Annotated in this window: 24 protein-coding genes and 1 tRNA gene; 1 reads left to right on the forward strand and 24 read right to left on the reverse strand. The window is 56.6% G+C overall.

Translation table 11 applies throughout. The features are described from left to right. Window positions 1–38: 38 nt before the first annotated feature. From nuoN to Q0T48_RS12880, 21 genes are all read right to left on the reverse strand, one after another. Window positions 39–1,526: an NADH-quinone oxidoreductase subunit NuoN gene (gene nuoN, locus Q0T48_RS12780; RefSeq protein WP_295956906.1), complete on the reverse strand. Its 1,488-nt coding sequence runs from the start codon at window positions 1,524–1,526 to the stop codon at window positions 39–41. 24 nt (window positions 1,527–1,550) lie between these two features. After that, window positions 1,551–3,026 (reverse strand): NADH-quinone oxidoreductase subunit M, encoded by a 1,476-nt coding sequence (locus Q0T48_RS12785; protein ID WP_295956908.1) that lies wholly within the window; start codon window positions 3,024–3,026, stop codon window positions 1,551–1,553. 13 nt (window positions 3,027–3,039) lie between these two features. After that, a complete protein-coding gene (gene nuoL / locus Q0T48_RS12790; RefSeq protein ID WP_295956910.1) occupies window positions 3,040–5,067 on the reverse strand; it encodes an NADH-quinone oxidoreductase subunit L in 2,028 nt (675 codons plus the stop codon). Window positions 5,068–5,073: 6 nt separating this feature from the next. Further along, window positions 5,074–5,382, reverse strand: coding sequence for an NADH-quinone oxidoreductase subunit NuoK (nuoK, locus tag Q0T48_RS12795; RefSeq protein ID WP_295956912.1), 309 nt, complete (start codon window positions 5,380–5,382; stop codon window positions 5,074–5,076). Next, window positions 5,379–6,047, reverse strand: a complete 669-nt coding sequence (locus tag Q0T48_RS12800) for an NADH-quinone oxidoreductase subunit J (protein ID WP_295956914.1) — start codon at window positions 6,045–6,047, stop codon at window positions 5,379–5,381. The genes nuoK and Q0T48_RS12800 overlap by 4 nt, the downstream gene beginning before the upstream one ends. Before the next feature lie 56 nt (window positions 6,048–6,103). Continuing rightward, on the reverse strand, window positions 6,104–6,613 hold the full coding sequence (nuoI, locus tag Q0T48_RS12805) for an NADH-quinone oxidoreductase subunit NuoI (protein WP_295956916.1): 510 nt from the start codon (window positions 6,611–6,613) through the stop codon (window positions 6,104–6,106). A 12-nt stretch (window positions 6,614–6,625) separates the two neighbouring features. Further along, the gene (nuoH, locus tag Q0T48_RS12810; protein ID WP_295956917.1) at window positions 6,626–7,708 is read right to left on the reverse strand and encodes an NADH-quinone oxidoreductase subunit NuoH; all 1,083 of its coding nucleotides are present in this window, start codon (window positions 7,706–7,708) and stop codon (window positions 6,626–6,628) included. Next, window positions 7,705–9,852, reverse strand: coding sequence for an NADH-quinone oxidoreductase subunit NuoG (nuoG, locus tag Q0T48_RS12815; protein WP_295956919.1), 2,148 nt, complete (start codon window positions 9,850–9,852; stop codon window positions 7,705–7,707). Before nuoG ends, nuoH begins: the two co-directional genes overlap by 4 nt. Before the next feature lie 15 nt (window positions 9,853–9,867). Next, the gene (nuoF, locus tag Q0T48_RS12820; protein ID WP_295956921.1) at window positions 9,868–11,220 is read right to left on the reverse strand and encodes an NADH-quinone oxidoreductase subunit NuoF; all 1,353 of its coding nucleotides are present in this window, start codon (window positions 11,218–11,220) and stop codon (window positions 9,868–9,870) included. Then, the gene (gene nuoE, locus Q0T48_RS12825; protein ID WP_295956922.1) at window positions 11,220–11,723 is read right to left on the reverse strand and encodes an NADH-quinone oxidoreductase subunit NuoE; all 504 of its coding nucleotides are present in this window, start codon (window positions 11,721–11,723) and stop codon (window positions 11,220–11,222) included. Before nuoE ends, nuoF begins: the two co-directional genes overlap by 1 nt. Window positions 11,724–11,730: 7 nt before the next feature. Beyond that, a complete protein-coding gene (locus tag Q0T48_RS12830) occupies window positions 11,731–12,984 on the reverse strand; it encodes an NADH-quinone oxidoreductase subunit D (RefSeq protein ID WP_295956925.1) in 1,254 nt (417 codons plus the stop codon). A 14-nt stretch (window positions 12,985–12,998) separates the two neighbouring features. Then, on the reverse strand, window positions 12,999–13,607 hold the full coding sequence (locus tag Q0T48_RS12835) for an NADH-quinone oxidoreductase subunit C (protein ID WP_295956926.1): 609 nt from the start codon (window positions 13,605–13,607) through the stop codon (window positions 12,999–13,001). A gap of 1 nt (window position 13,608) precedes the next feature. Next, window positions 13,609–14,085 (reverse strand): NADH-quinone oxidoreductase subunit B family protein, encoded by a 477-nt coding sequence (locus Q0T48_RS12840; RefSeq protein WP_295956930.1) that lies wholly within the window; start codon window positions 14,083–14,085, stop codon window positions 13,609–13,611. A 4-nt stretch (window positions 14,086–14,089) separates the two neighbouring features. Beyond that, entirely contained in the window at window positions 14,090–14,449 is a 360-nt protein-coding gene (locus Q0T48_RS12845; protein WP_295956932.1) for an NADH-quinone oxidoreductase subunit A, read from the reverse strand. A gap of 58 nt (window positions 14,450–14,507) precedes the next feature. Continuing rightward, window positions 14,508–14,592 (reverse strand) — tRNA-Leu (locus Q0T48_RS12850). A 114-nt stretch (window positions 14,593–14,706) separates the two neighbouring features. Continuing rightward, window positions 14,707–15,105 carry a preprotein translocase subunit SecG gene (gene secG / locus Q0T48_RS12855; RefSeq protein ID WP_295956934.1) on the reverse strand — a complete coding sequence of 133 codons (399 nt, stop codon included), beginning with the start codon at window positions 15,103–15,105 and terminating at the stop codon, window positions 14,707–14,709. Between the two features lie 49 nt (window positions 15,106–15,154). Next, window positions 15,155–15,898, reverse strand: coding sequence for a triose-phosphate isomerase (tpiA, locus tag Q0T48_RS12860; protein WP_295956936.1), 744 nt, complete (start codon window positions 15,896–15,898; stop codon window positions 15,155–15,157). A 4-nt stretch (window positions 15,899–15,902) separates the two neighbouring features. Then, the gene (locus Q0T48_RS12865; RefSeq protein ID WP_295956939.1) at window positions 15,903–16,895 is read right to left on the reverse strand and encodes an NAD(P)H-quinone oxidoreductase; all 993 of its coding nucleotides are present in this window, start codon (window positions 16,893–16,895) and stop codon (window positions 15,903–15,905) included. 55 nt (window positions 16,896–16,950) lie between these two features. After that, window positions 16,951–19,071 carry a polyribonucleotide nucleotidyltransferase gene (gene pnp / locus Q0T48_RS12870; RefSeq protein WP_295956941.1) on the reverse strand — a complete coding sequence of 707 codons (2,121 nt, stop codon included), beginning with the start codon at window positions 19,069–19,071 and terminating at the stop codon, window positions 16,951–16,953. Window positions 19,072–19,278: 207 nt separating this feature from the next. After that, window positions 19,279–19,545 (reverse strand): 30S ribosomal protein S15, encoded by a 267-nt coding sequence (gene rpsO, locus Q0T48_RS12875; RefSeq protein ID WP_295956943.1) that lies wholly within the window; start codon window positions 19,543–19,545, stop codon window positions 19,279–19,281. Window positions 19,546–19,649: 104 nt separating this feature from the next. Beyond that, complete coding sequence (locus tag Q0T48_RS12880; protein ID WP_295956945.1) at window positions 19,650–20,537, reverse strand: neutral zinc metallopeptidase; 888 nt, start codon at window positions 20,535–20,537, stop codon at window positions 19,650–19,652. Between the two features lie 148 nt (window positions 20,538–20,685). On the opposite strand from Q0T48_RS12880, the gene Q0T48_RS12885 reads away from it, so the two are divergent. Next, window positions 20,686–21,900 (forward strand): adenylate/guanylate cyclase domain-containing protein, encoded by a 1,215-nt coding sequence (locus tag Q0T48_RS12885; protein WP_295956947.1) that lies wholly within the window; start codon window positions 20,686–20,688, stop codon window positions 21,898–21,900. A gap of 65 nt (window positions 21,901–21,965) precedes the next feature. Here Q0T48_RS12885 and gsiD read toward each other — a convergent pair whose 3' ends face one another. From gsiD to gsiB, 3 genes are read right to left on the reverse strand one after another with little or no spacing between them, the layout of a single operon-like run. Next, the gene (gsiD, locus tag Q0T48_RS12890; RefSeq protein WP_295956949.1) at window positions 21,966–22,856 is read right to left on the reverse strand and encodes a glutathione ABC transporter permease GsiD; all 891 of its coding nucleotides are present in this window, start codon (window positions 22,854–22,856) and stop codon (window positions 21,966–21,968) included. Between the two features lie 11 nt (window positions 22,857–22,867). Further along, window positions 22,868–23,788, reverse strand: coding sequence for a glutathione ABC transporter permease GsiC (gene gsiC / locus Q0T48_RS12895; protein ID WP_295956951.1), 921 nt, complete (start codon window positions 23,786–23,788; stop codon window positions 22,868–22,870). Window positions 23,789–23,800: 12 nt separating this feature from the next. After that, window positions 23,801–25,351 (reverse strand): glutathione ABC transporter substrate-binding protein GsiB, encoded by a 1,551-nt coding sequence (gene gsiB / locus Q0T48_RS12900; protein WP_295956952.1) that lies wholly within the window; start codon window positions 25,349–25,351, stop codon window positions 23,801–23,803. Between the last annotated feature and the right edge of the window lie 42 nt (window positions 25,352–25,393).

Below are 25,393 nucleotides of genomic sequence, written 5' to 3' on the forward strand. Positions count from 1 at the left end.
TTAAACCACCCGCCTGCCACCCAGCTCGCACCCATCTGTCAGGTGCCCAACGTCAACACGATTGCCCGTGCGCACAAGGTCATCAGGCCGCCAGGCACGATGCCCAGAATCAGCACCAGCGCGCCGTTGATCGATAACACGGCCCGCACATCCAAAGGTGCGGACACGGTGGTCGCAGTAATAGGCGCATCGAAGTACATGACCTTGACCACGCGCAGGTAGTAAAAGGCACCAATCAGCGACATCATCACTGCGAACACCGCCAGCGCGATGTAGCCGGTGTAGCCCGAGGCGATCAACGCCTGCAGCACCGACAGCTTGGCGTAGAAACCGACCATGGGCGGAATCCCGGCCATGGAGAACAGGCAGATCGCCATCACCGCGGCATACAAGGGACTGCGTTCGTTCAAACCAGCCAGATCGGAGATTTCTTCGCTCTCAAAACCTTCGCGGGCCAGCAGCAGGATCACGCCGAAACTGGCCAGGGTGGTCAGCACATAGGTGATGACGTAAAACATGGACGAACTGTAAGCATTGGCAGCCGACAAGGTGTTGCCGTTGACCACGCCCGACAACAGGCCCAACAACACAAAGCCCATCTGCGAAATGGTGGAGTAGGCCAGCATACGCTTCAGATTGGTTTGGGCGATGGCCGCCAGATTACCCAGCGCCAAGGAGCCTACCGACAAGACCACCAGCATCTGCTGCCAGTCGATCGCCAGCGGCAGCATGCCTTCGACCAGCAAACGGATGCAGATGGCAAACGCCGCCAGCTTGGGGGCACCACCAATCATCAGCGTTACGGCGGTCGGTGCGCCTTGATACACGTCGGGAATCCACATGTGGAATGGCACCACACCCAGCTTGAAAGCCAAACCGGCCACCACAAACACCAAACCAAACACCAGTACTTGGTGCTTGACCTGGCCGGAGGCGATAACCTTGAAGACCTGACCGACTTCCAGCGTGCCGGTGGCACCGTACATCATGGACAAGCCGTAAAGCAGGAAGCCCGAAGCCAGAGCACCCAGCACAAAGTACTTCATGGCTGCTTCACTAGCGGTGGCGTTGTCGCGGCGCAGAGCCACCAAGGCGTAGCTCGACAAGGTCAACAGCTCCAGGCCCATGTAAATGACCAGGAAGTTGTTGCCCGAAATCATCACCGACATGCCCAGCAGCGCAAACATGCTCAGGGTGAACATTTCGCCGCCTTGCAGCATGCCGCGGTCGCCTGCATACGGCCGACCGTACACCAGAGTAATCATGACTGCGATGGTGGCAAAGCATTTGAGCCAATTGCCCATCGGGTCGCTGACGACCATATTTCCAAAGCCGTACAAGGTGGTGTTGCCGCTGGCGTACAGACCTTGCAGAATAGCCACCACACCCAGCGACAGCAAGGTCAAGGCATAGGTGCCGGTGCGGCGTGGGCTTTTCACCCCCAGGTCGACCAGCGCAATGATGCAGGCCATCGCCAACAGCACGATTTCAGGGTAAACCGTGATCCAACTGATTGTGTCAATCATCTTTTCGTTCTCAATCCAGTGGGGTCAGTTGAGCTTGGAAACTGCAACGTGTTTGATCAAATCGGCCACCGAGGCGTCCATCACATCGGTGAAAGGCTTGGGGTACAGGCCCATGGCCAATACCGCGATCGCCAGCAAGAGCAGCATGAAGAACTCGCGTCCGTTAATGTCCTTCAGCTCTTTCACGTGGTCATTCGTCACCGGGCCCAGGTAAACGCGCTTGTACATCCACAGGGTGTAGGCGGCACCGAAAATCAGTGCGGTGGCGGCAGCGAAACCGACCCAGAAGTTGAACTTGACTGCACCCAAAATCACCATCCACTCACCCACGAAGCCAGCCGTGGCGGGCAAGCCGCAATTGGCCATGGCGAACAGCAAGGCAAAGGCCGCAAACTTGGGCATGGTGTTGACCACGCCGCCATAGCTGGCAATTTCACGCGAATGCATGCGGTCGTACAGCACGCCGATCGACAAGAACATGGCGGCGGACACAAAACCGTGGGCGATCATCTGCACGATGCCGCCCGCAATGCCCAGCGGGTTAAAGATGAAGAAACCCAAGGTCACAAAACCCATGTGGGCGACCGACGAATAGGCCACCAGCTTCTTCATGTCTTCCTGCACCATCGCCACTAAACCGACATACACCACCGCAGTGAGTGACAGACCGATCATCAAGCCGGACCATTCATGGGCCGCGTCGGGGGCAATCGGCAAGGAAAAACGCAGAAAACCATACGCACCCAACTTCAGCATGATGGCCGCCAGCACGGCAGAACCACCAGTGGGGGCTTCCACGTGCACATCTGGCAACCAAGTGTGCACCGGCCACATCGGCACCTTGACCGCAAACGCCGATAAGAAGGCGAAGAACAGCAGGGCCTGGGTGCGACTATCCAAAGGCAACTGGTGCCAACTGGCGATATCAAAACTGCCACCCGACTTGACGTACAGGAAGATCAGCGCAACCAGCATCAACAAGGAACCCAGCAGCGTGTACAAGAAGAACTTGAAAGCTGCATATATCTTGTTGGGCCCACCCCAAATACCGATGATCAGGTACATCGGGATGAGGGTGGCTTCAAAGAAGACGTAAAACAAAATCCCGTCCAGCGCACAAAAGACACCAATCATCAATCCGCTGAGGATCAAGAAGGCTCCCATGTACTGGTTGACCTTGTGGGTAATGGCTTCCCAACCGGCGATGACCACGATGACATTGATAAATGCCGTCAGGATCACAAACCAAACCGATATGCCGTCTACGCCCAGGTGGTAGTTCACATTGAAGCGTTCAATCCAGCTAGTGTTCTCCACAAACTGCATTACGGAAGTGCCCAGCTTGAAACCGCTGTACAGCGGCAAAGTCACCAGGAAACTCACTACAGAACCTACCAGAGCGACCCAACGGACGGCCCCGGCCTGTTCATCACGGCCTAAGGCCAAAAGTACAACGCCAAAAAAGATAGGTATCCAGATGGCAAGGCTCAACAATCCCATTTTTCTTATTCCTCTACTGGTTGAGCCAAACGAAATACGTCATCAGCGCAAAAACACCCACAATCATGGCAAACGCATAGTCGTAAATGAATCCGGTTTGGACCCAACGCACCATGCCCGAAATCCAACCCACGATTTTCCAGGAACCGTTCACCACACCACCATCAATAATGGTGCGGTCACCCACCTGCCACAGACCAGTACCCAGACCACGGGCACCCCGTGCCAATACGTTTTCATTGAACCAATCTAAGTAGTACTTGTTTTCCAACAGGGTGTAGATCGGCTGGCAAGCGCGTTTGATAGCAGCTGGCAGAGCCGGGTTGACTAGGTACATGTAATAGGAAGTGGCCACACCGGCAACAGCCAAGATAAATGGCATGGATGTCAGAGCGTGCACAGCCATCGCCCATGCGCCGTGGAACTCATGTGCCAACTCTTCCATCGCAGCATGCTTTTCAAGGTCGATAAAAATAGCGCCCTTGAAGAAGTCACCGTACAGCATAGGATCGATGGTGAAGTAACCCAGCACCACCGAGGGAATCGCCAACAAGATCAGTGGCAGCGTCACCACCCAAGGCGACTCATGCGGCTTGCTTTCGCCATGGCCATGGTCACCGTGGTGGTCGTCATGACCATGGTGTGCGTCCGGATTCTGGTCAAACCGCTCTTTGCCGTGGAACACCAGGAAATACATACGGAACGAATAAAAAGCCGTCACAAACACACCGGCCAACACCGCAAAGCTTGCGAAGCCTGCACCGGGCAAATGGCTAGCTTGAACCGCTTCAATAATGCTGTCTTTAGAGTAAAAACCGGAAAATAGCGGCGTACCAATCAGGGCCAGCGAACCCAATAAAGAGGTAATCCAGGTGATCGGCATGTACTTGCGCAGTCCGCCCATCCAGCGAATATCCTGGTTGTGGTGGACACCCATGATGACCGAGCCGGCAGCAAGGAACAACAAAGCTTTGAAGAACGCGTGGGTCATCAGATGGAACACAGCGACCGAGTAGGCCGAGGCACCCAAGGCCACCGTCATGTAACCCAACTGCGACAGCGTGGAATACGCCACCACGCGCTTGATGTCGTTCTGGATAATGCCCAAAAAGCCCATGAACAGTGCTGTGATAGCACCAATCACCATGACGAAATTCAAGGCGGTTTCACTCAGCTCAAACAGGGGCGACATGCGCGCCACCATAAAGATACCTGCGGTCACCATGGTGGCCGCGTGGATAAGGGCCGAAATAGGTGTAGGGCCTTCCATGGAGTCGGGTAGCCACACATGCAGCGGAAACTGTGCCGACTTGCCCATGGCACCAATGAACAGGCAGATGCAGATCACCGTCACCAGCATCCAGTTGGTGCCTGGCAGCAGCAGTTGCGCCAATTCTTCCTTCTTCGCAAACGCTTCGGTGTAGTTCAAAGTACCGGCGTAGGCGGCTATCAAGCCAATGCCCAGAATGAACCCGAAGTCACCCACACGGTTAACCAAAAAGGCCTTCATGTTGGCAAAAATAGCGGTAGGACGGTTGAACCAAAAACCGATCAGCAGATAGGATACCAAGCCCACCGCCTCCCAGCCGAAGAACAACTGCAGCATGTTGTTGCTCATCACCAGCATTAACATTGAGAAGGTAAACAACGATATGTACGCAAAGAAACGGTTGTAGCCCGCATCTTCTTCCATGTAGCCAATGGTGTAGATATGCACCATCAGCGACACAAAGGTCACCACGCACATCATCATGGCGGTCAAGCCGTCCACCATGAAACCAATCTCCATGCGAAGACCGCCTACATCCATCCAGGTGTAGAGCGTTTCATTGAAGCGGGCACCGTCATTAACTACGCTATTGAGCGTCATGGCCGACAAAACGAAGGCAATGAACACACCCAAAATGGTCAGTGTATGGCTGGCGCGTCGGCCAATCACGTTACCGCCGAACGCGGTACCTAAAACACCGGCAAGCAAAGCACCCGCCAGGGGTGCCAGCGGAACAGCCAGTAAAGTAGAAGCTACGAGGGTTTGACTCATTTTTTATTAACCATTGAGCGTATTGAGTTCATCCACATTGATGCTGGACTTATTACGGAACAGGAGCACCAAGATAGCCAAGCCAATGGCCGACTCGGCTGCGGCCACCGTGAGAATAAAGAAGACAAATATCTGGCCGCGCATATCGTTCAGGTAGTACGAGAACGCCACAAAATTCATATTCACCGCCAACAGCATCAACTCGATTGCCATCAACAAGACGATAAGGTTTTTGCGGTTCAGAAAAATGCCGATCACCGACAAGGCAAACAAAATGGCCCCGAGTGAAAGAAAATGTCCAAGCGTCAAGGTCATGCTTTTTTCTCCACAACCGCAGCTGCTTGGGCAACAGGCGCAGGAATTTCCACCGCAGGCTGGGTTACCTTCATTTTGATGATCTCCACCCGGTCACGGGCTTTGACACGCACTTGGTCGGATGGATTCGCGTGCTTACTGTCTTTACGCTGGCGCAGGGTCAGCGCGATGGCAGCCACAATGGCTACCAACAAAATAACCGCAGCAATTTCGAGCGGATAAAGATATTCGGTGTAAAGCAACTTGCCCAGCTCCTTGGTGTTGGATACCTGGGCCCCAATATTCGCACCGCCAGTGAGGACGCGTGAATCTTCATTGGTGCGGAAGCCGCCCATCAGCACCATCGCCATTTCGAGCGCGAGCAAAACCCCACCGCCTGCAGCCAATGGAAAGTGCTTCCAGAAGCCTTGCCGCAACGCATCAACGTTGATATCCAACATCATCACCACAAACAAGAAGAGCACCATCACCGCGCCCACATAGACCAGCACCAAGGTGATTGCCAAGAATTCTGCCTTGAGCAAAATCCAAATAGCGGCGGCCTGGAAAAATGCTAGGACCAGATACAGCGCTGCATACACAGGGTTGCGTGAAGTAATCACCCGAAACCCGGCAAACAGTAGCACTGTGGCGAAGAGATAAAAGAGGCCTGTCTTAACGTCCATGGAGCAGTTCTTATTGTGTTGAATCGGAGGCAGCAGCCAGTAGCTGAGAACGAGATTTAGCGGTATTTGGCATCGGCAGCACGTGCCGCTGCAATTTCTTTTTCGTAACGGTCACCCACTGCCAACAACATGTCTTTGGTGAAGTACAGATCGCCGCGTTTTTCGCCGTGGTACTCAAACACATGGGTTTCCACAATGGAGTCCACCGGGCAGCTTTCTTCGCAGAAGCCACAAAAAATACATTTGGTCAGGTCGATGTCATACCGGCTGGTACGACGCGAACCATCGGCCCGCACATCCGATTCGATGGTGATCGCCATCGCAGGACATACGGCCTCGCACAATTTGCAGGCAATACAACGTTCTTCGCCATTTTCATAACGGCGCAGAGCATGCAGGCCACGGAAACGGGGGGACAACGGCGTTTTTTCTTCTGGAAACTGCACCGTGATCTTGCGCCGAAACGCGTGCTTACCGGTCAGTGCCAAGCCTTTGAACAACTCTGCCAACATGAAGCTGGAGAGAAAATCTTTGAGCGAAAAGGCAGGAGTAGCCAACGTGGACATAAGTGACTCTCTTTACTTCCAGATATTAAATGGGGTCTGCATCCAGCCACCCACCACCACCAACCACACCAGGGTGACAGGGATAAAAATCTTCCAGCCCAGACGCATGATCTGGTCATAACGGAAACGTGGGAAGCTAGCACGCACCCACAAGAACATGGTGACGACGGCGAAGGTCTTGAGCCCGAGCCAAATCCAGCCCGGAATCCAGTTGAATAGCACGCTGTCAATCGGCGACAACCAGCCACCGAGGAACATGAGCACCGTCATGATCGATACGAGCCACATATTGGCGTACTCGGCCAAAAAGAACATGGCAAAGCTCATACCGGAATACTCCACCATGTGGCCGGCCACAATTTCCGATTCGCCTTCCACCACGTCAAACGGGTGGCGGTTGGTCTCGGCCAGCCCCGAAATGAAATAAACCAGAAACACTGGCAACAAAGGCAGCCAGTTCCAGGACAAAAAGGTAAGCCCTTTTTCAGCAAACATACCCTTAGCTTGGCCCATGACGATATCCGTCAGGTTCAAGCTGGCAGACACCATCAATACAATTACCAGGCAAAAACCCATGGCGATCTCATAGCTCACCATCTGCGCAGAGGCCCGCAGCGCACCCAGGAAAGCGTACTTGGAATTGGAAGCCCAACCCGCAATGATGACCCCATAGACTTCCATCGAGGTGATCGCCATCAGAAACAGCAGACCTGCGTTGATGTTCGATAGCGCAATTTCAGGGCCGAAGGGGATCACTGCCCATGCCGCCAAAGCGGGCATGATGGTCATGATGGGGCCGAGAAAGAAAAGGCCTTTGTTCGCCACCGTAGGAAGAATAATTTCCTTGGTGAGCAGTTTCAACGCATCGGCAATGGGCTGCAACAAACCCAAAGGACCAACGCGGTTAGGGCCAATACGGATCTGGGTCCAACCGATGGCTTTGCGCTCCCACAGCGTCAGGTAGGCCACACAGCCCATCAACGGCAAAAGTACCAGCACAATCTTGATCAAATTCCAGATCACGGGCCAAGCACCACTGGACCACCAGCTAGCACCCACAAGACCTTGTCCGAAGGCAAAAATTGCATCAATCATGCGACCACCTCTTGCGCGACATTCGCTTGGCGGGCATCTGCCGTCATCTGCAAAGCGCTGGCACGGCGCACGATGCCATCCAACTGGTACAGGCTTGCCACTACAGGCACCGACGAAGCATGTGCTCCCGTATCGATGCCTGCTTGTGTCTTGTTGCCCAACTTGTCAGCTAGAACGTGTGTCGCCCCTTCAGACAAGTCAGCGTGCAAAGTTGACAGCACGTCTTGCGAAGATTCAAAGTCGAAACCAGGCAGACCCAGCACATTGGCCAGCACGCGCAGCACCTTCCATGCGGGACGGGTATCGCCCAAAGGTTTTACAACCGCATGGAAGCCTTGCACACGCCCTTCGGCATTAACGAAACTGCCGGAAGTTTCCGAAAACGGAGCGATCGGCAGCAGCACATCGCTGAACGCCATGTTCGACTTAAATGGGCTCATGGTGACCACCATTTCAGCGCGCCCCACGTTGTGTGCAGCGCCCGCCACCGAATCAAACTCTGGCTCGTTGTTCAGCAGCAAAACAGCCTTGAGTCCACCAGCCAGCATTAGCCCGGCATTCAAGCCGCCTTGGGCAGGCTGGGCATGTGCTAGTTGGGCGCCTACCGTATTGGCAGCTTCGGTCAGGTAACCGACCGTAGCACCCGTTTGCTCGCCAATCCAGTTCGCCAATGCCAGCAGACTGGAGGCTTGGGCGTGGTGCGCAGCCGCGTTACCTAACAAAATCGCCTTGCGTTCACCGCCCAACAACGACTTGGCAATCGCCTTTGCCGCATCCGTGACAGAACCTGCTACCGGAGCAGCAGCAGACGTAGCTTCCGCCACTGCAGCAGCAACATCTGCCAAGGTATGCAACCATTGGTCTGCCGGACTTTGTACAAAATTTGCAACAGGAATGGCCCAGGCATCGGCCTTTGCCAATTCCACTACAGAATTAATAGAACTCACCACACAACCCTTGCGCGCAGCCTGCCGAATACGTTGTGCAAACAAGGGGTGGTCTTTGCGCAGATTCGAGCCGACCACCAGCACACGTTGCAGTTGGCTCAAGGAAGCGATAGACGAACCCAAGTAACGGATACCTTCAGCTCGCGGGAACTCCGCATTGCGCAACCGGTAGTCAATGTTTTCACTGCCTAGGCCGCGTACCAGCGCTCCCGCCAGAACCAGCTCTTCGAGCGTGCTATGCGGACTGACCAAAGCGCCAATACTGGCAGCGCCATGCTGGGTCTTGATCTGCTTCAGGCCATTGGCAATGTATTCAAGCGCAACCTGCCAATCAACGGCTTTCCACTCTCCGCCCTGCTTGAGCATAGGAGTGGTCAAGCGCTCAGGGCTGTTCAGTGCTTCGTAGGAAAAACGATCACGGTCGGCAATCCAGCATTCATTCACCGCTTCGTTTTCGAGCGGTACCACGCGCATGACTTTGTTGTTTTTGACCTGCACAACCAAATTCGCGCCGGTCGAGTCATGGGGACTGACCGATTTGCGGCGCGACAGCTCCCAGGTACGGGCGCTGTAACGGAAAGGCTTGCTCGTCAAAGCACCCACCGGGCAAATATCGATCATGTTGCCCGAGAGCTCGGAGTCAATGGTTTCGCCCAACACGGTGGTGATCTCGGAATGCTCACCGCGGTGGATCATGCCTAGCTCCATCACGCCTGCCACCTCTTGGCCAAATCGCACACAGCGGGTGCAATGTATGCAACGGCTCATTTCTTCCATGGACACCAGAGGACCCACATCCTTGTGGAAAACCACCCTCTTTTCTTCCTCATAGCGTGAAGAACCACCACCATAGCCCACAGCCAAATCCTGCAACTGGCATTCACCGCCCTGGTCGCAAATCGGGCAGTCCAACGGATGGTTAATGAGTAGAAACTCCATCACCGACTGCTGAGCCTTGATGGCTTTTTCGCTCTTGGTGCGAACAATCATGCCTTGCGTGACAGGCGTAGCGCATGCGGGCATGGGCTTGGGCGCTTTTTCCACATCCACTAGGCACATGCGGCAGTTGGCCGCAATGCTCAGCTTCTTGTGGTAACAAAAATGGGGAATATAGGTTCCCGCCTTTTCAGCCGCATGCATGATCATGCTGCCTTCAAGAATGTCTACCTTCTTACCGTCGAGTTCGATTTCTACCATGTGCTCTTACCTCAATCAGGCGTGCGCCGCAGCCTGGGGTTTTTTGTTCTGGATCAACGCCTCGAATTCAGGGCGGAAATGCTTGATCATGGCGCGCACCGGCATGGCCGCTGCATCGCCCAGCGCGCAAATCGTGCGGCCTTGTATATTGTCTGCAACCGAGTTGAGCAAATCCAAATCTGTCGCACGGCCTTCCCCGCGCCAGATACGGTCGATCACCCGCCACATCCAGCCCGTACCCTCACGGCAAGGCGTGCATTGCCCGCACGATTCGTGGGAATAAAAGTAGGACAAGCGCAGCAGGCTCTCGACCATGTTGCGTGAATCGTCCATGACAATCACCGCCCCGGAACCCAGCATGGAACCAGCCTTGGCAATCGAGTCATAGTCCATGGTGCATTGCATCATGGTGTCGGCGGGCAGAACCGGTGCGGAAGAGCCACCAGGGATCACCGCCTTGAGGGTACGCCCCTTGCGTACGCCGCCAGCCAATTCGAGCAACTTGGAGAACGGTGTTCCCATCGGAATCTCGTAATTACCAGGCCGCTCCACGTCTCCGCTGACCGAGTAGATCTTGGTGCCACCGTTGTTGGGCTTGCCACATTCCAGATACGCTAGCCCACCATTGCGGATGATCCACGGCACTGCCGCGAAAGTTTCCGTATTGTTGATGGTTGTGGGTTTGCCATACAAACCAAAGCTGGCTGGAAACGGTGGTTTGAAGCGTGGCTGGCCTTTTTTGCCCTCCAGTGATTCGAGCAAGGCGGTTTCTTCACCGCAGATATAGGCACCAAACCCATGCGACGCATGCAATTGGAACGAGTAGTTGCTGCCCAGGATGTTGTTACCCAACAAACCGGCTGTACGGGCTTCTTCCAGCGCCTCTTCAAAGCGCTCGTAGGTGCCGAAAATCTCACCATGGATATAGTTATAACCCACCGAAATACCCATGGCATACGCCGCAATCGCCATGCCTTCGATGACGATATGCGGGTTGTACTGCATGATGTCGCGGTCTTTGCACGTACCCGGCTCACCTTCGTCCGAATTGCAGACCAGGTACTTTTGCCCGGGGAACTGGCGGGGCATGAAACTCCACTTCAAGCCCGTGGGAAAACCTGCACCGCCTCGGCCGCGCAATGCCGACTCTTTGACGGTTGCAATGACCTGGTCTTGGGTAAGGCCCTCGCCTCCGTCTTTACCCAAAATTTTGCGCAAGGCCTGGTAGCCACCGCGGGCTTCGTAATCCTTGAGATGCCAGTTTGTGCCATCCAGGTCCGCCATGATTTGCGGATTGATATGGCGGCCATGGAAACTGGTTTGGACCCCAGTTGCCTTGAACTGGGAAAGAATCTGTTCTGCTGACATTACTTAGCCTCCGCAGACGGGGTACCAGACGCACGCAATCCATCCACCAACTGGTCCAACTTGTCATTGCTCATAAAGCTGCACATGGTGCGGTCATTGACCAGCATCACCGGAGAGTCCGCACAGGCACCCAGGCACTCGCTTTGCTGCAAGGTGAACAAGCCATCTGCCGTGGTCTCGTTCATGGAAATACCCAGCTTGTGCTCCAGATGCCTCAAGGCCTTGACACCATCACGCAACTGACATGGCAAATTGGTACAAACGTTCAGCTTGAAACGCCCCACCGGAGCCTGGTTGTACATGTTGTAGAAGGTCGTGACCTCATGCACCGCAATGGGTGGCATGCCCAGAATCTCCGCAACGACGTTTTCACTCTCTGCACTCACATAACCCAGCTCTTGCTGGACGATGGAGAGGCAGGCCATCACGGCAGATTGCTTTTGGTCAGCGGGAAACTTGGCCACTTCGCGGGCGAAACGGGCTTTGGTGGATTCAGAAATCATGCGTGCATTACCTGTCAATTTCGCCAAACACGATGTCCATCGTGCCGATCACCGCTACGGCATCCGCAATCATGTGGCCGCGAGACAACTCGTCCATCGCAGCCAAATGGGCAAAGCCCGGAGCACGGATTTTTAAGCGGTAGGGCTTGTTGGCACCATCACTGACCAAATAAATACCGAACTCACCTTTGGGGTGCTCGACAGCCGCATAAGCCTCGCCCAGCGGCACGTGGAAGCCTTCCGTGAAGAGTTTGAAATGGTGGATCAACTCCTCCATGTTCGCCTTCATCAATTCGCGAGCAGGAGCCGCCACTTTGTGGTTATCGGTAATGACAGGGCCAGGGTTCACGCGTAACCAATCCACGCACTGCTTGATGATACGATTGGACTCACGCATTTCTTGCACGCGCACCAGATAACGGTCGTAGCAATCGCCGGTTTTACCCACTGGGATATCAAAATCCATCTTGTCATAGGCATCGTAGGGTTGCTTCTTGCGCAAATCCCAAGCAATACCCGAGCCACGCAACATGGGGCCGGTGAAACCCAGATTGAGCGCGCGCTCGGGCGTGACCACAGCAATCCCTACCGTACGCTGTTTCCAGATACGGTTTTCCGTGAGCAAGGTTTCGTATTCGTCTACACACTTGGGGAAGCGCGCAGAGAAGTCATCTATGAAGTCGAGCAAGCTGCCTTGGCGGTTTTCATTCAACTGCGCCATGGCCTTGGCATTCTTGATGCGGCTGACCTTGTACTGGGGCATTGCATCGGGCAGATCGCGGTACACGCCACCAGGACGGAAATAGGCGGCGTGCATACGCGCACCACTCACCGCCTCGTACATGTCAAACAGATCTTCCCGCTCACGGAAGCAGTAGATCAGCACATTCATGGCGCCGCAATCGAGCCCGTGCGCGCCCAACCACAGCAAATGGTTCAGCAGCCGGGTGATTTCCGCAAACATGACGCGGATGTACTGGGCCCGGATGGGCACCTCGATACCCATCATCTTTTCGATGGCGAGGCAATAAGCCTGCTCATTGGCCATCATGGACACGTAGTCCAGACGGTCCATGTAGGGCAACGATTGGATGAAGGTCTTGGTTTCAGCCAGCTTTTCGGTGGCACGGTGCAACAAGCCAATATGCGGATCAGCCCGCTGGATCACTTCGCCGTCCAGCTCCAACACCAGACGCAAAACACCGTGTGCAGCAGGGTGCTGCGGCCCAAAATTGAGCGTGTAATTTTTGATTTCAGCCATGAGACATCCTGCGCTTAATGCAGGCCCCCGTAATTATCTTCCCGGATGATGCGGGGTGTAATTTCGCGCGGTTCAATCGATACAGGTTGGTAGACGACACGTTTTTGCTCAGGGTCGTAGCGCATTTCGACATGGCCCGACGTCGGGAAGTCTTTGCGAAACGGATGGCCGGTGAAGCCGTAATCCGTCAGGATACGGCGCAGATCATTGTGGCCCTCAAAGATGATGCCGAACAGGTCAAACGCTTCGCGCTCAAACCAGTTGGCGGCATTCCAGACACCGTTGATGGAATCAACCACCGGAAAATCATCATCCGGACACAGCACCTTGAGGCGCACGCGCTGGTTCAGACTAACGGACAACAACTGCAACACAACACCGTAGCGCGGGCCTTCGTAAGCTCCGTCCCGAAACGAAGAATAGTCCATGCCACAAAGGTCGATCAACTGCTCAAACTTGCAACCAGGAGCATCACGCAAAAGCGTTGCAACCGACATATAGTCCGGTGCAAGCACCACGACTTCCACCTCACCCAAAGCCACGCTGACACGGCTTGCCTGGGCACCTAGGATCTGAACCAAGGTGTCTTTCAAAGCTTCGGGCTGAACAGCAAATACAGTCATCTCAGACCCTCGCAATCGTGTTTGTGCGACGGATCTTCTGCTGCAACTGAATCACACCATACAGCAAAGCTTCTGCGGTAGGCGGGCAGCCAGGTACATACACATCCACAGGCACGATACGATCACAGCCACGCACCACCGAATAGCTGTAGTGGTAGTAGCCACCCCCATTGGCGCAAGAACCCATGGACAACACCCAGCGTGGCTCGGGCATCTGGTCGTACACCTTGCGCAAAGCAGGCGCCATCTTGTTGCAAAGCGTACCGGCAACAATCATCAAATCGCTCTGGCGCGGGCTAGGGCGGAACAACATGCCAAAACGGTCCATGTCGTAGCGCGCAGCACCAGCATGCATCATTTCGACCGCACAGCAAGCCAAGCCAAACGTCATAGGCCACAACGACCCCGTCTTTGCCCAGTTCACCACCGAGTCGTAAGACGTGGTGACAAACCCTTCTTTCATGACACCTTCAATCATCGTGCTACTCCCAGTCAAGGGCCCCTTTTTTCCACTCGTAGACAAAGCCTACAACAAGAATACCCAGAAAGAGAATGACGGCCCAGAAACCCACAATACCCACCTCTTTGAGCGCGACCGCCCAAGGGAAAAGGAATGCAATTTCCAAGTCGAACAATATAAAAAGAATGGCTACAAGGTAGTAGCGCACGTCAAATTTCATGCGTGCATCTTCGAATGCTTCAAAGCCACATTCGTAAGGGGAGTTTTTGGCCGCATCGGGCCTGTTGGGGCCAAATATATGACCGAGCACCTGAGGTGCTACGCCGACACCTATGCCGACTAAGATGAACAAAAGGACTGGGAGGTACTGATCTAAGTTCATCTTGAGGTTCTGATCACCGCTATGACCTGCCGAACACAGGTTCGACAAGTCTTTTTGTTGGTGCCGTCGGCGAGACTCGAACTCGCACAGCTTTCGCCACTACCCCCTCAAGATAGCGTGTCTACCAATTTCACCACGACGGCGGTTTTTCTGTACAGATGGCATGAGGAACCTTGCGGTTTGTGGCTTTCTGCACAGCTATGAATTTTACTCGATTACCCTGACGTTCTTAGGGTGACCGAGAAATTCAACCCATATTATTTAGTCGGAATTTGCCCCGCGCCGGAAGCTGCAACTGCGGGTGCAGCAGGCACCGCTCCAGGTGTCGAGCCAGGAATTTGCCCTGCTACACCCGAGGCTGCGACTTCAGGTGCAGAGACAGCCGCACGTTCCAGAACACTGCCAGAGCTAACGGTACGCGCGCCGTTGAAGTACGCCAATGCCAAAGTGCAGGCAAAAAACACTGCGGCCAAAATGCCAGTGGTGCGCGACAAGAAATTGGCGCTTCCGCTGGCACCGAACAAACTGCCCGAGCTACCGCTGCCAAACGCTGCACCCATATCGGCACCCTTGCCGTGCTGGACCAGGATCAGGCCAATCATGCCGATCGCGGCCAACATCTGGACCGCCAGTAACAGGGTCAACAAAAAATTCATCTCAATACTCCTAAATCAAACTCGAAAATATGAAAACGATGCGTCCAACTTATTGGGCCGCCGACACAATCGCCAAAAAATCTGCCGCCTTGAGCGATGCGCCGCCGACCAGGCCACCGTCGATATCCACCTGGGCCAGCAATTGCGCGGCATTGGCTGCGTTCATGCTGCCGCCATACAAAATCTGGATCCGATCGGCTTGGTTGGTGGCAGAATGGAGCTGGGCACGGAGTAAAGCGTGCACTTGCTGGGCTTGCTCGGGGGTGGCCGTCAAGCCTGTACCAATCGCCCACACCGGCTCGTACGCCAGCACAATTTCGCTGATGCAGTGGCCGTTGGTATGCACTACTGCGGCCAACTGACGCTTCACGACTTCTTCGGTTTTACCCGCTTCGCGCTCTGCCAAGGTTTCGCCCACGCAAACGATGGGTGTGATGCCTGCGGCCAAGGCGCTTTGGGTTTTCAAGGCCACCACAGCATCGGTTTCACCATGGTACTGGCGGCGCTCCGAATGACCGACGATGGCATAGCGCACGCCAAACTCCTTCAGCATGGCTGTTGACACTTCACCCGTGAATGCGCCTACTGCATGCTGCGAAACGTCTTGCGCTCCCAAATCAATAGCGCCAGATACCAGTAGAACCTGCGCCTGGGCCCAATAAGGCGCAGGAACGCAAACGGCTACACCACATGCCGACTGGCCCACGCCCGCCAGCAGCGCCTGCAGCAAAGCCTGGTTCGCAGCCAGGCCGCCATTCATCTTCCAATTACCAACAATCAGTTTTTTCTTCATAGCATCACCATGTCAAAACGATTTTTCCAATGTTTGCACCCGACTCCATCAGCGCATGCGCTTGGGGGGCCCCACCCTCTTCTGCAGCAAATACCTGGTAGACCACCGGCTTGATACGCGCATCAGCCAGCATCGGCCACACCTGTTGGCGCAGAGCCTTCGCAATCGCCGCCTTGAACGCAATCGAGCGGACACGCAAGGTCGATCCGGTAATGGTCAGGCGCTTGCGCAAGACCACACCGGCGTGGATCTCGCTGTGGGTGCCCCCTTGCACGGCGATGATGACCAGTCGGCCATCTTCAGCCAGGCAGTGGATTTCCCGGGCCACATAGCTGCCAGCCACCATGTCGAGTACCACGTCCACACCCGCACCCTGGGTGATGCGCTGCACTTCTTCCACAAAGTCGTGGGTCTTGTAGTTGATGGCGTAGTCCGCCCCCAGGGCGAGACAGGCCGCACATTTTGCATCGCTGCCTGCCGTCACTAGCACCTTGGCACCCATGGCCTTGGCGAGCTGGATAGCCGTGATACCGATGCCGCTGGAACCACCCTGCACCAACAGCGTCTCACCTGCTTGCAAACGGGCCCGGTCAAACACATTGCTCCACACCGTGAAGAAGGTCTCAGGCAGGGATGCCGCTTCAATATCGCTCAAACCTTGCGGGGTGGGCAAGCACTGCGCCACCGGAGCGACGCACATTTGCGCATAGCCACCACCGGCCACCAGCGCACACACGCGGTCGCCGATCTGCAACCCGGCCTGCGCCATCGCATCGGCATCGCCCGACACCACCACACCCGCCACCTCCAGACCGGGAATATCTGAAGCCCCCGCAGGCACGGAGTAGTTGCCCGTGCGCTGGAGCACGTCAGGCCGGTTCACACCGCTGGCAGACACACGAATCAGCAATTCACCCACGCCCGGCACGGGCACGGGACGCTCTGCCACACGCAGCACATCCGGCGCGCCGTACGCGGTGATTTCAATGGCTTTCATAGGAGGGCGGTTTCCATGCGCGCAGCTGCGTTGCCACAGCCGCTGAACGCTGGATTTAGCGCTGGGCTTCCGGGTTGTACGCTGGGCGGTCCAGCAAGGCCTTCATGGACAGCTTGATACGACCCTTTTCATCCGTCTCCATGACCTTGACCTTGACGATCTGGCCTTCGGACAGGTAGTCGGTGACCTTCTCGACACGCTCGTGAGCGATCTGGCTGATATGCAGCAAACCGTCCTTGCCGGGCAGCAGGTTAACCAGTGCACCGAAGTCCAGTATCTTGGTGATCGCGCCTTCGTAGACCTTGCCAATTTCGACTTCTGCGGTGATCTGCTCAATGCGGCGCTTGGCTTCTTCGGCCTTGGCAGGGTCGCTCGAAGCGATGGTGATGGTGCCGTCTTCTTCGATGTTGATCTGCGTGCCGGTTTCTTCGGTCAGCGCACGGATGACCGCGCCGCCCTTGCCGATCACGTCACGGATTTTGTCCGGATTGATCTTCATGGTGAACAGGCGGGGCGCGAAGGTAGACACTTCGGTCTTGGCTTCGGACATGGCTTCCATCATCTTGTCGAGGATGTGCAAGCGGGCCTCCTTGGCCTGGGCTAGTGCAACCTGCATGATCTCTTTGGTGATGCCCTGGATTTTGATGTCCATTTGCAGCGCGGTAATACCGTTGGTGGTACCGGCCACCTTGAAGTCCATGTCACCCAGGTGGTCTTCGTCACCCAGGATGTCGGTCAGTACGGCGAAACGGTTGCCATCCTTGATCAGGCCCATGGCGATGCCGGCCACGTGGGCTTTCATCGGCACGCCAGCGTCCATCAACGACAGGCAGCCGCCGCAGACCGAAGCCATCGACGAGGAACCATTCGATTCGGTTATTTCCGACACCACACGCATGGTGTAGGGAAAGTCTTCCTTGCTAGGCAAAACAGCCACCAGGGCACGCTTGGCCAGACGGCCGTGACCGATTTCGCGGCGCTTGGGCGTACCTACGCGGCCGGTTTCGCCGGTGGCGAACGGAGGCATGTTGTAGTGCAACATGAAGCGGTCTTCGTACTCGCCAGCCAATGCGTCAATGCGCTGGGCATCGCGCTCGGTGCCCAGGGTGGTGACCACCAAAGCCTGGGTTTCGCCACGGGTGAACAGGGCCGAACCGTGGGTACGGGGCAGCACGCTGTTGCGGATTTCGATGGCACGCACGGTGCGGGTGTCGCGGCCGTCGATACGGGGCTCACCGGCCAGAATCTGGCTGCGCACAATCTTGGCTTCGATGTCGAACAGCATGCCTTCAACCGCTACGGGGTCGAACTCCACGCCTTCGGCCTTCAAGCCCATCTTCACCCAGGTGTAGGCTTCACGGGTGGCGTGCGTACGCGCTTGCTTGTTGCGGTTCTGGTAGGCGGCAGCCAACTTTTCTTCGGCCAAGGCCACAACTTTAGCGATCAGCACTTCGTCTTTGGCAGGTGCAGTCCAGTCCCACACGGGCTTGCCAGCGTCACGCACCAGTTCGTGGATGGCGTTGATGGCAATGACGCCCTGCTCGTGGCCGAACATGACACCGCCCAACATGATTTCTTCGGACAGTTGCTGGGCTTCCGATTCCACCATCAGCACGGCGGTTTCGGTACCAGCTACCACCAGATCCATGATGGAATCCTTGCGGGCAGTCTGGCCAGGGTTCAGCACGTATTCGCCGTTGATGTAACCCACGCGGGATGCACCGATGGGGCCGCTGAAGGGGATACCGCTGACCGACAAGGCGGCACTGGTAGCGATCAGGGCGGCGATGTCGGCATCGACTTCAGGATTCAGCGACAGGGTGTGGATGACCACATGCACTTCGTTGAAGAAACCTTCGGGGAACAGCGGGCGGATCGGGCGGTCGATCAAGCGGCTGGTCAGTGTTTCAAATTCGCTAGGGCGGCCTTCGCGCTTGAAAAAGCTACCGGGGATCTTGCCCGCAGCGTAGGTCTTTTCCAGGTAATCGACGGTCAGCGGGAAAAAGTCTTGGCCGGGCTTGCCGACAGTCTTGGCTACCACGGTGGCCAGCACCACGGTGCCGTCCATGTCCAACAGCACAGCGCCGGTGGATTGGCGGGCCATTTCGCCGGTTTCCATGGTGACGGTGTTGGCACCCCACTGGAAGGTCTTGCTTACTTTATTGAACATAGTCATTTGGGGTCTCCTGGGAGGGTTTGCAGTCCACACGGACTGGCGGGGGACAAAGAGGGTTCGGCCATACGATGCCATTCCATAAATCACCCTTGGGTGACTTATGGAATGACACAGCGCGTACGGGGTAAATCGCCTCTCAACGGGAAAACAAACAAAAACGCCTGAGCTAGTGAACTAACTCAGGCGCTTGTGCATTGGGAACTGGGATTACTTACGCAGGCCGAGTTTCGCGATCAGAGCGACGTAACGCTCGTGGTCCTTGGAGTTCAGGTAATCCAACAACTTGCGGCGACGGCTCACCATACGCAGCAGACCGCGGCGACCGTGGTGGTCTTTGGCGTGCAACTTGAAGTGGGGGGTGAGTTCGTTGATACGGGCGGTCAGCAGTGCAACTTGCACTTCTGGGCTGCCGGTGTCGGTGGCGCTGCGCGCGTTGTCCTTGACGACTTCGGCCTTGATAGAGGATGCGATCATGTTTTATCCGTTAAATGTGACTTGCGTTGGCAGGGGAAATACTCACCAACGTGCGCTTTGCACTGTGCAAAGCCTTGAAATTATAGCCCGGAACGGCGCGAGGCTCAGAGCTGGCGTGCGCTGAAGGTGTCGCAGGACTTCACCACACCCGTCTGGTAGCCCATATTGAACCAGCGCTGGCGCTGGGCGCTGGTGCCGTGGGTGAAGCTGTCGGGCACCACTTCGCCACCGCTGGCGCGCTGCAAAGCGTCGTCGCCAATCTTGGCCGCGGCATTCATGGCCGACTCGATATCGCCGTTTTCCAGAATCTGGCGCGCATTCTGCGCATGCTTGGCCCACAAACCCGCAAAACAGTCGGCCTGCAGCTCCAGGCGCACGCTCAGGGCGTTGGACTGGGCTTTGCTGGCGCGGCTGCGCATGCCTTCGACCTTCTCGCTGATGCCCATCAGGTTTTGCACATGGTGGCCCACCTCGTGGGCAATCACATACGCCTCGGCAAACTCACCGGGGGCACCTAACTGGTTTTTCAACGTGTCGTAAAACCCGAGGTCGATATAGACCTTCTGGTCACCCGGGCAGTAAAACGGCCCCATGGCCGCCTGGCCCTGGCCGCACGCTGTGCGGGTGGCGCCACGAAACAGCACCAGGGTCGGATCTTTGTAGGTACCACCGGCCTTGGCGAACACATCGGTCCAGACGTCTTCGGTATCGGCCAGCACGGTGGATACAAACTTCGCCAATTGGTCGTCTTTAGGTGGCCGGTGCGCGGGTGCCTGCTGTTGCTGCACCTGGGGGGCGCTGCCGCCGCTCATCAGGCTGATGATGGTCATGGGGTTGATACCAAAAATCCACCCGCCCACCAAAGCCACCACGATGGTGCCGATGCCAATGCTGCGCCCGCCCATGATGCCGCCACCCGACGAGCCGCCGCCGTCGTCGCCATCCCGTCGGTCTTCCACGTTGCTGGATTCACGATTACCTTCCCATTTCATAGCCACACTCCCATTGATCTAGACCGGCATGGTACAGCGCCGCCAAAGCACACAAAATGTCACATTCGACACGGCCGGCGGTGTACGATTCTGCGAGCCACCGACCCGCGTGTTGTATGCGTCCGGGCTGGCATTCGGAAGACACTGTATGAAAATGTTGGGCTTCGCCGAAAAACCCACCGTGCTGGTGGTGGACGACACTGCCGACAACCTGACACTGATGGCTGCGCTGCTCAAAGACACCTACCGGGTCAAGGTAGTCAACAATGGTAAAAAAGGGCTGGCAGTGGTCGCCTCCAGCACGCCACCCGACCTGATCCTGCTTGACATCATGATGCCGCAGATCGACGGCTACGAGGTCTGCCGCCGCCTCAAGGCCAATCCGGCCACACGCGATATTCCGGTGATCTTTCTTACCGCCAAATCCGACAACGAAGCCGAGGAGAAAGGCTTTGAACTGGGCGCGGTGGACTACATCACCAAGCCGATTTGCCCCCCCATCCTGCTGGCCCGGGTGCACAACCACATTGCCCTGAACGTGCGTACGGCAATGCTGCATTCGCTGTCTAACAAGCTCTCGCGCTACCTCTCGCCGCAGGTCTACAAAACCATTTTCGAAGGTGACCAGGACGTGTCCATCCAGGCCGTGCGCAAGAAGCTCACCATCTTCTTTTCGGACATCAAGGATTTCACCAAGACATCGGAAGGCATGCAGCCCGAGGACCTGACCTATTTTTTGAACAGCTACTTCTCAGAGATGTCGAAGATTGCGCTGGAATATGGCACCACCATCGACAAATTCGTGGGCGATGCCATCCTGGTCTTTTTTGGCGACCCCGAGACGCGTGGCGTGCAGGAAGATGCCTTGCAGTGTGTACGCATGGCCATGGCGATGCAGCGTCGCATGCACGCCCTGCGCGAAATCTGGCGGGACAAGGGCGACCGCCAGCCGTTCCACATCCGCATCGGCATCAACACCGGGTTTTGCCATGTGGGCAACTTTGGCAGCGACCAGCGCATGGACTACACCGTCATTGGCAGCGAGGTGAATCTGGCCGCGCGGTTGGAGCAGAACGGCGAACCCGACGGCATCATCATGTCGTACGAAACCTACGCTCTGGTGAAAGACGAATTTGATGCCCTCGAGCGTGAGCCCCTCACGGCCAAGGGCGTGTCGCGCGAGATCCGCTGCTTTGTACTGCGCGACATCCACGCTACCGACGTGCCACCTGACAACTTGAACCAGCGCTACCCCGGCCTGCGCCTGTCGGTAGACCTGGACAAACTCAGCGACGAAAACCGTAGTCGGGCCGTGACCGACCTGCAAAAGGTCATTGACAGCATCCAGGCCGCCCCGAAGTGATTGCTATCTAAAAAATAGCTACTTGTGATTATAGGATATACGCTAGAGGTCTAAAAAGCACTAAATTAATTGTCCAATTTTGGATCTAGCGCATCGCGCAGGCCGTCGCCCAGCAGGTTGAAAGCCAGCACGGTGAAGAAAATGGCCAGGCTGGGGAACAGCGCAATATGCGGCGCGCTCATCATGTCGGCGCGGGCTTCGTTCAACATGGCACCCCACTCTGGTGTAGGCGGCTGCGCACCCAGGCCCAGGAAGGACAGGCTGGCAGCAGTGATGATCGAGGTGCCAATGCGCATGGTGAAGTACACCACCACCGAGGAAATGGTGGCCGGAAAGATGTGCCGGGTGATGATGGTACAGTCAGACGCGCCAATCGAACGCACGGCCTCGATGTAAGTCAGGTTCTTCACCACCAGGGTGTTGCCGCGCACCAACCGGGCGAAGGCGGGCACGCTGAACACAGCCACCGCAAAAATCACGTTGACCATGCCGTTGCCCAGAATGGCCACGATACCAATCGCCAGGAGGATGCCGGGAAAGGCAAACAGCACGTCCGAGATGCGCATCACAATGCGGTCCCACCAGCCCTCGTAGTACCCGGCCAGCAGGCCCAGCACCGTGCCGATCACCGCCCCCACCGCCACCGAGATGAAGCCCGCCGCCAGCGAGATACGTGCGCCCATCAGGATGCGGCTGAAGATGTCGCGGCCCAGCGCATCCACACCGAACCAGTGCGTGGTCGAGGGCGAGGCATTCAACGCGTCGTAGTCAAAGAAGTTCTCGGCATCGAAAGGCACCAGCCACGGGGCCGCCACCGCCACCACGACCAGCAGCAACACAAAGAACCCGGCCACCAGGGCGACGCGCTGGCTTTGAAACTTGCGCCAGAACTCGCTCCAGGGCGTGCGCATTTTTTCCATGGTCAAAACAGGCTCTAGCGTAGGTTTAATATGCATAAGCAGCTATTTTATTTGTAGCGAATGGTGGGATTGATGACGGCGTACAGCACATCGACGACCAGGTTGATCAGGATGAATTCCAGCGAGAAAAGCAGTACCTCGGCCTGGATCACCGGGAAGTCGCGCATTTCCACAGCATCCACCAGCAGGCGGCCCATACCCGGCCAGTTGAACACCTTCTCCACCACGATGGAGCCGCCCAGCAAGAAACCAAACTGCAGGCCCATCATGGTGACCACCGGAATCAGTGCGTTGCGCAGACCGTGCTTGACCACCACCACAAACTCGTTCAGTCCCTTGGCACGGGCGGTGCGCACATAGTCTTCTTTCAGGATGTCGATGAACGACGAGCGGGTAAACCGCGCCATCACCGCCGCCACGCCCGCACCCAAAGTGAGCGAGGGCAGCACGTAATGCCTCCAGGTGTCGGCCCCCACCGTGGGCAACCAGCCCAGTTGCACCGAAAACACCTCCATCAGCACCATGCCCAGCGCAAAGGATGGAAACGAGATACCGGTAATGGCCAGCGTCATGCCCAGACGGTCAGGCCATTGGTTACGCCACACGGCCGACACCGTGCCAATCACCAGCCCCAGCAGCACCGACCAGCCCATGGCCGCCACAGTGAGCCAGAAGGTGGGCATGAAGCGCTCGGCAATCTCGGTGGATACCGGGCGTTTGTTGCGCAGCGACTGGCCGAAGTCGCCCTGCACCGCATGGCTGATAAAGCGCCAGAACTGCTGGTGCATCGGCAAATCCAGCCCCAAGTCGCGCCGGATGGTCTGCACGGTTTCAAAATCCGCATCCTGCCCCGCGGCCAGCCGCGCCGGGTCGCCCGGCAGCAGATGGACGAACAGAAACACCAGCCCCGCCACAATCAGCAAGGTTGGCAGCAGGCCCAGCAGCCGCTTGAGGATGTAATTCAGCATGCGGGCCGGGTGCTACTTCAGTTCGATTTCGTCAAAGTTGAACGAACGGTCGGGCATCACGTAGAAGCCGCTGAAGTTCTTGGTGCGTGCCGACACCAGTTGCAGTGTGGCCAGGTTGATCCAGGGCGCATCTTTCCAGACGCGCTGTTGCACGTCGGCGTAAATCTGCGCCTTGACCTCCGGGTCGGTGGTCACCAGCGCCTTGGCGATACCGGCTTCCACCGCATCGTTTTTGTAGTAAGCCACGTTGTACGACTTGGGTGGAAAGGACTCGGCGGCCAACAACGGACGGATAGCCCAGTCAGCCTCGCCGGTAGAAGCGGACCAGCCCACGTAGTACATGCGCACCGGGGCGGTGGCGGCATCGGGTGCGCTTTCGACACGCTCGGCACGCTGCCCGGCCTCCAGGGCCAGCACCTGCAAATTCACGCCCACCACGCGCAGTTGCTGCTGGATGAACTGGATGGCCTTGAGCGAGGTGGAATCGGTAAAGGCCGACCACAGAGTGCTCTCAAAACCGTTGGGGTAGCCCGCCTCTTTCAGCAGTTCGCGGGCCTTGACCGGGTTGTACGGCCAGGGGCCCAGTTTGGTGGAGAACTGCACGTCCTTGGGGATCACGCCTTCGGCAGGGATGGCGTAGCCGCCGTACACCACCTTGATCAAAGCATCTTTGTTAATGGCGTAGTTCAGGGCTTCGCGCACCTTGAGGTTGTCAAACGGCTTCTGCTGGGTGTTGAGGGTCACAAAGCGGTGGACGATCGACGGCGACACCGTGATCTCCAGGTTGGGCTTGCCCTTGAGCAACTCGACCTGCTCGGGCGGCACCGGGAAGGTGAAGTTGGCCTCGCCCGTCTGCATGATGGCGCTGCGCGAATTGTTGTCTACCACCGGGCGCCAGGTGATGCTGTCCACCTTGGGGTAGCCCTTGCGCCAGTAGCCGTCGAATTTCTCAACCTTCACAAAGTCGGTCTGCTTCCACTCGACAAACTTGAAGGGACCGGTGCCTACCGGATTCTGGCCGATGGCCTTGCCGTACTTGGCGATGGCGGCAGGCGAAATCATCACAGCCGACGGATGGGCCAGCGAGTTAATGAAGGGCGAAAACGGCTCTTTGAGCACAATGCGCACGGTATTGGCATCGAGCACTTCGGTCTTGGCGATGTTCTTGTACAAGGTGTAGCGTTTGAGCTTGTTATCGGGGTTGGTGACCCGGTCAAAGTTGGCCTTGACGGCTTCGGCGTTGAAGTCGGTGCCGTCCTGGAATTTGATGCCTTTTTTGAGGACAAAGGTGTAGTTCAGGCCGTCTTTGCTGGCCTTGTAGCTCTCGGCCAGCACCGGCACCATCTTCATGCTTTTGTCAAAGCCCAGCAGGCCCTGGTAGAACGACTTTGCCACCGCTTGCGACAAGGTGTCGTTGGCATCGTACGGGTCCAGGGTGGTGAAAGTCGAATCCACCGCGATCACCACGTTTTTGGCGGCAAAAGCAGAAGAAGCGGTAAAGGCCAGCGCCGCCGCCACGGCCAGCGCGGCAGACAATTTAGACAGCGATAAAGCGTATTGCATGCTCAAAACTCCAGAGTTACAAAAAATCCCGATAAACGAAAG

Source organism: Rhodoferax sp., from assembly GCF_025354435.1.
GTDB lineage: Bacteria > Pseudomonadota > Gammaproteobacteria > Burkholderiales > Burkholderiaceae_C > Rhodoferax_B.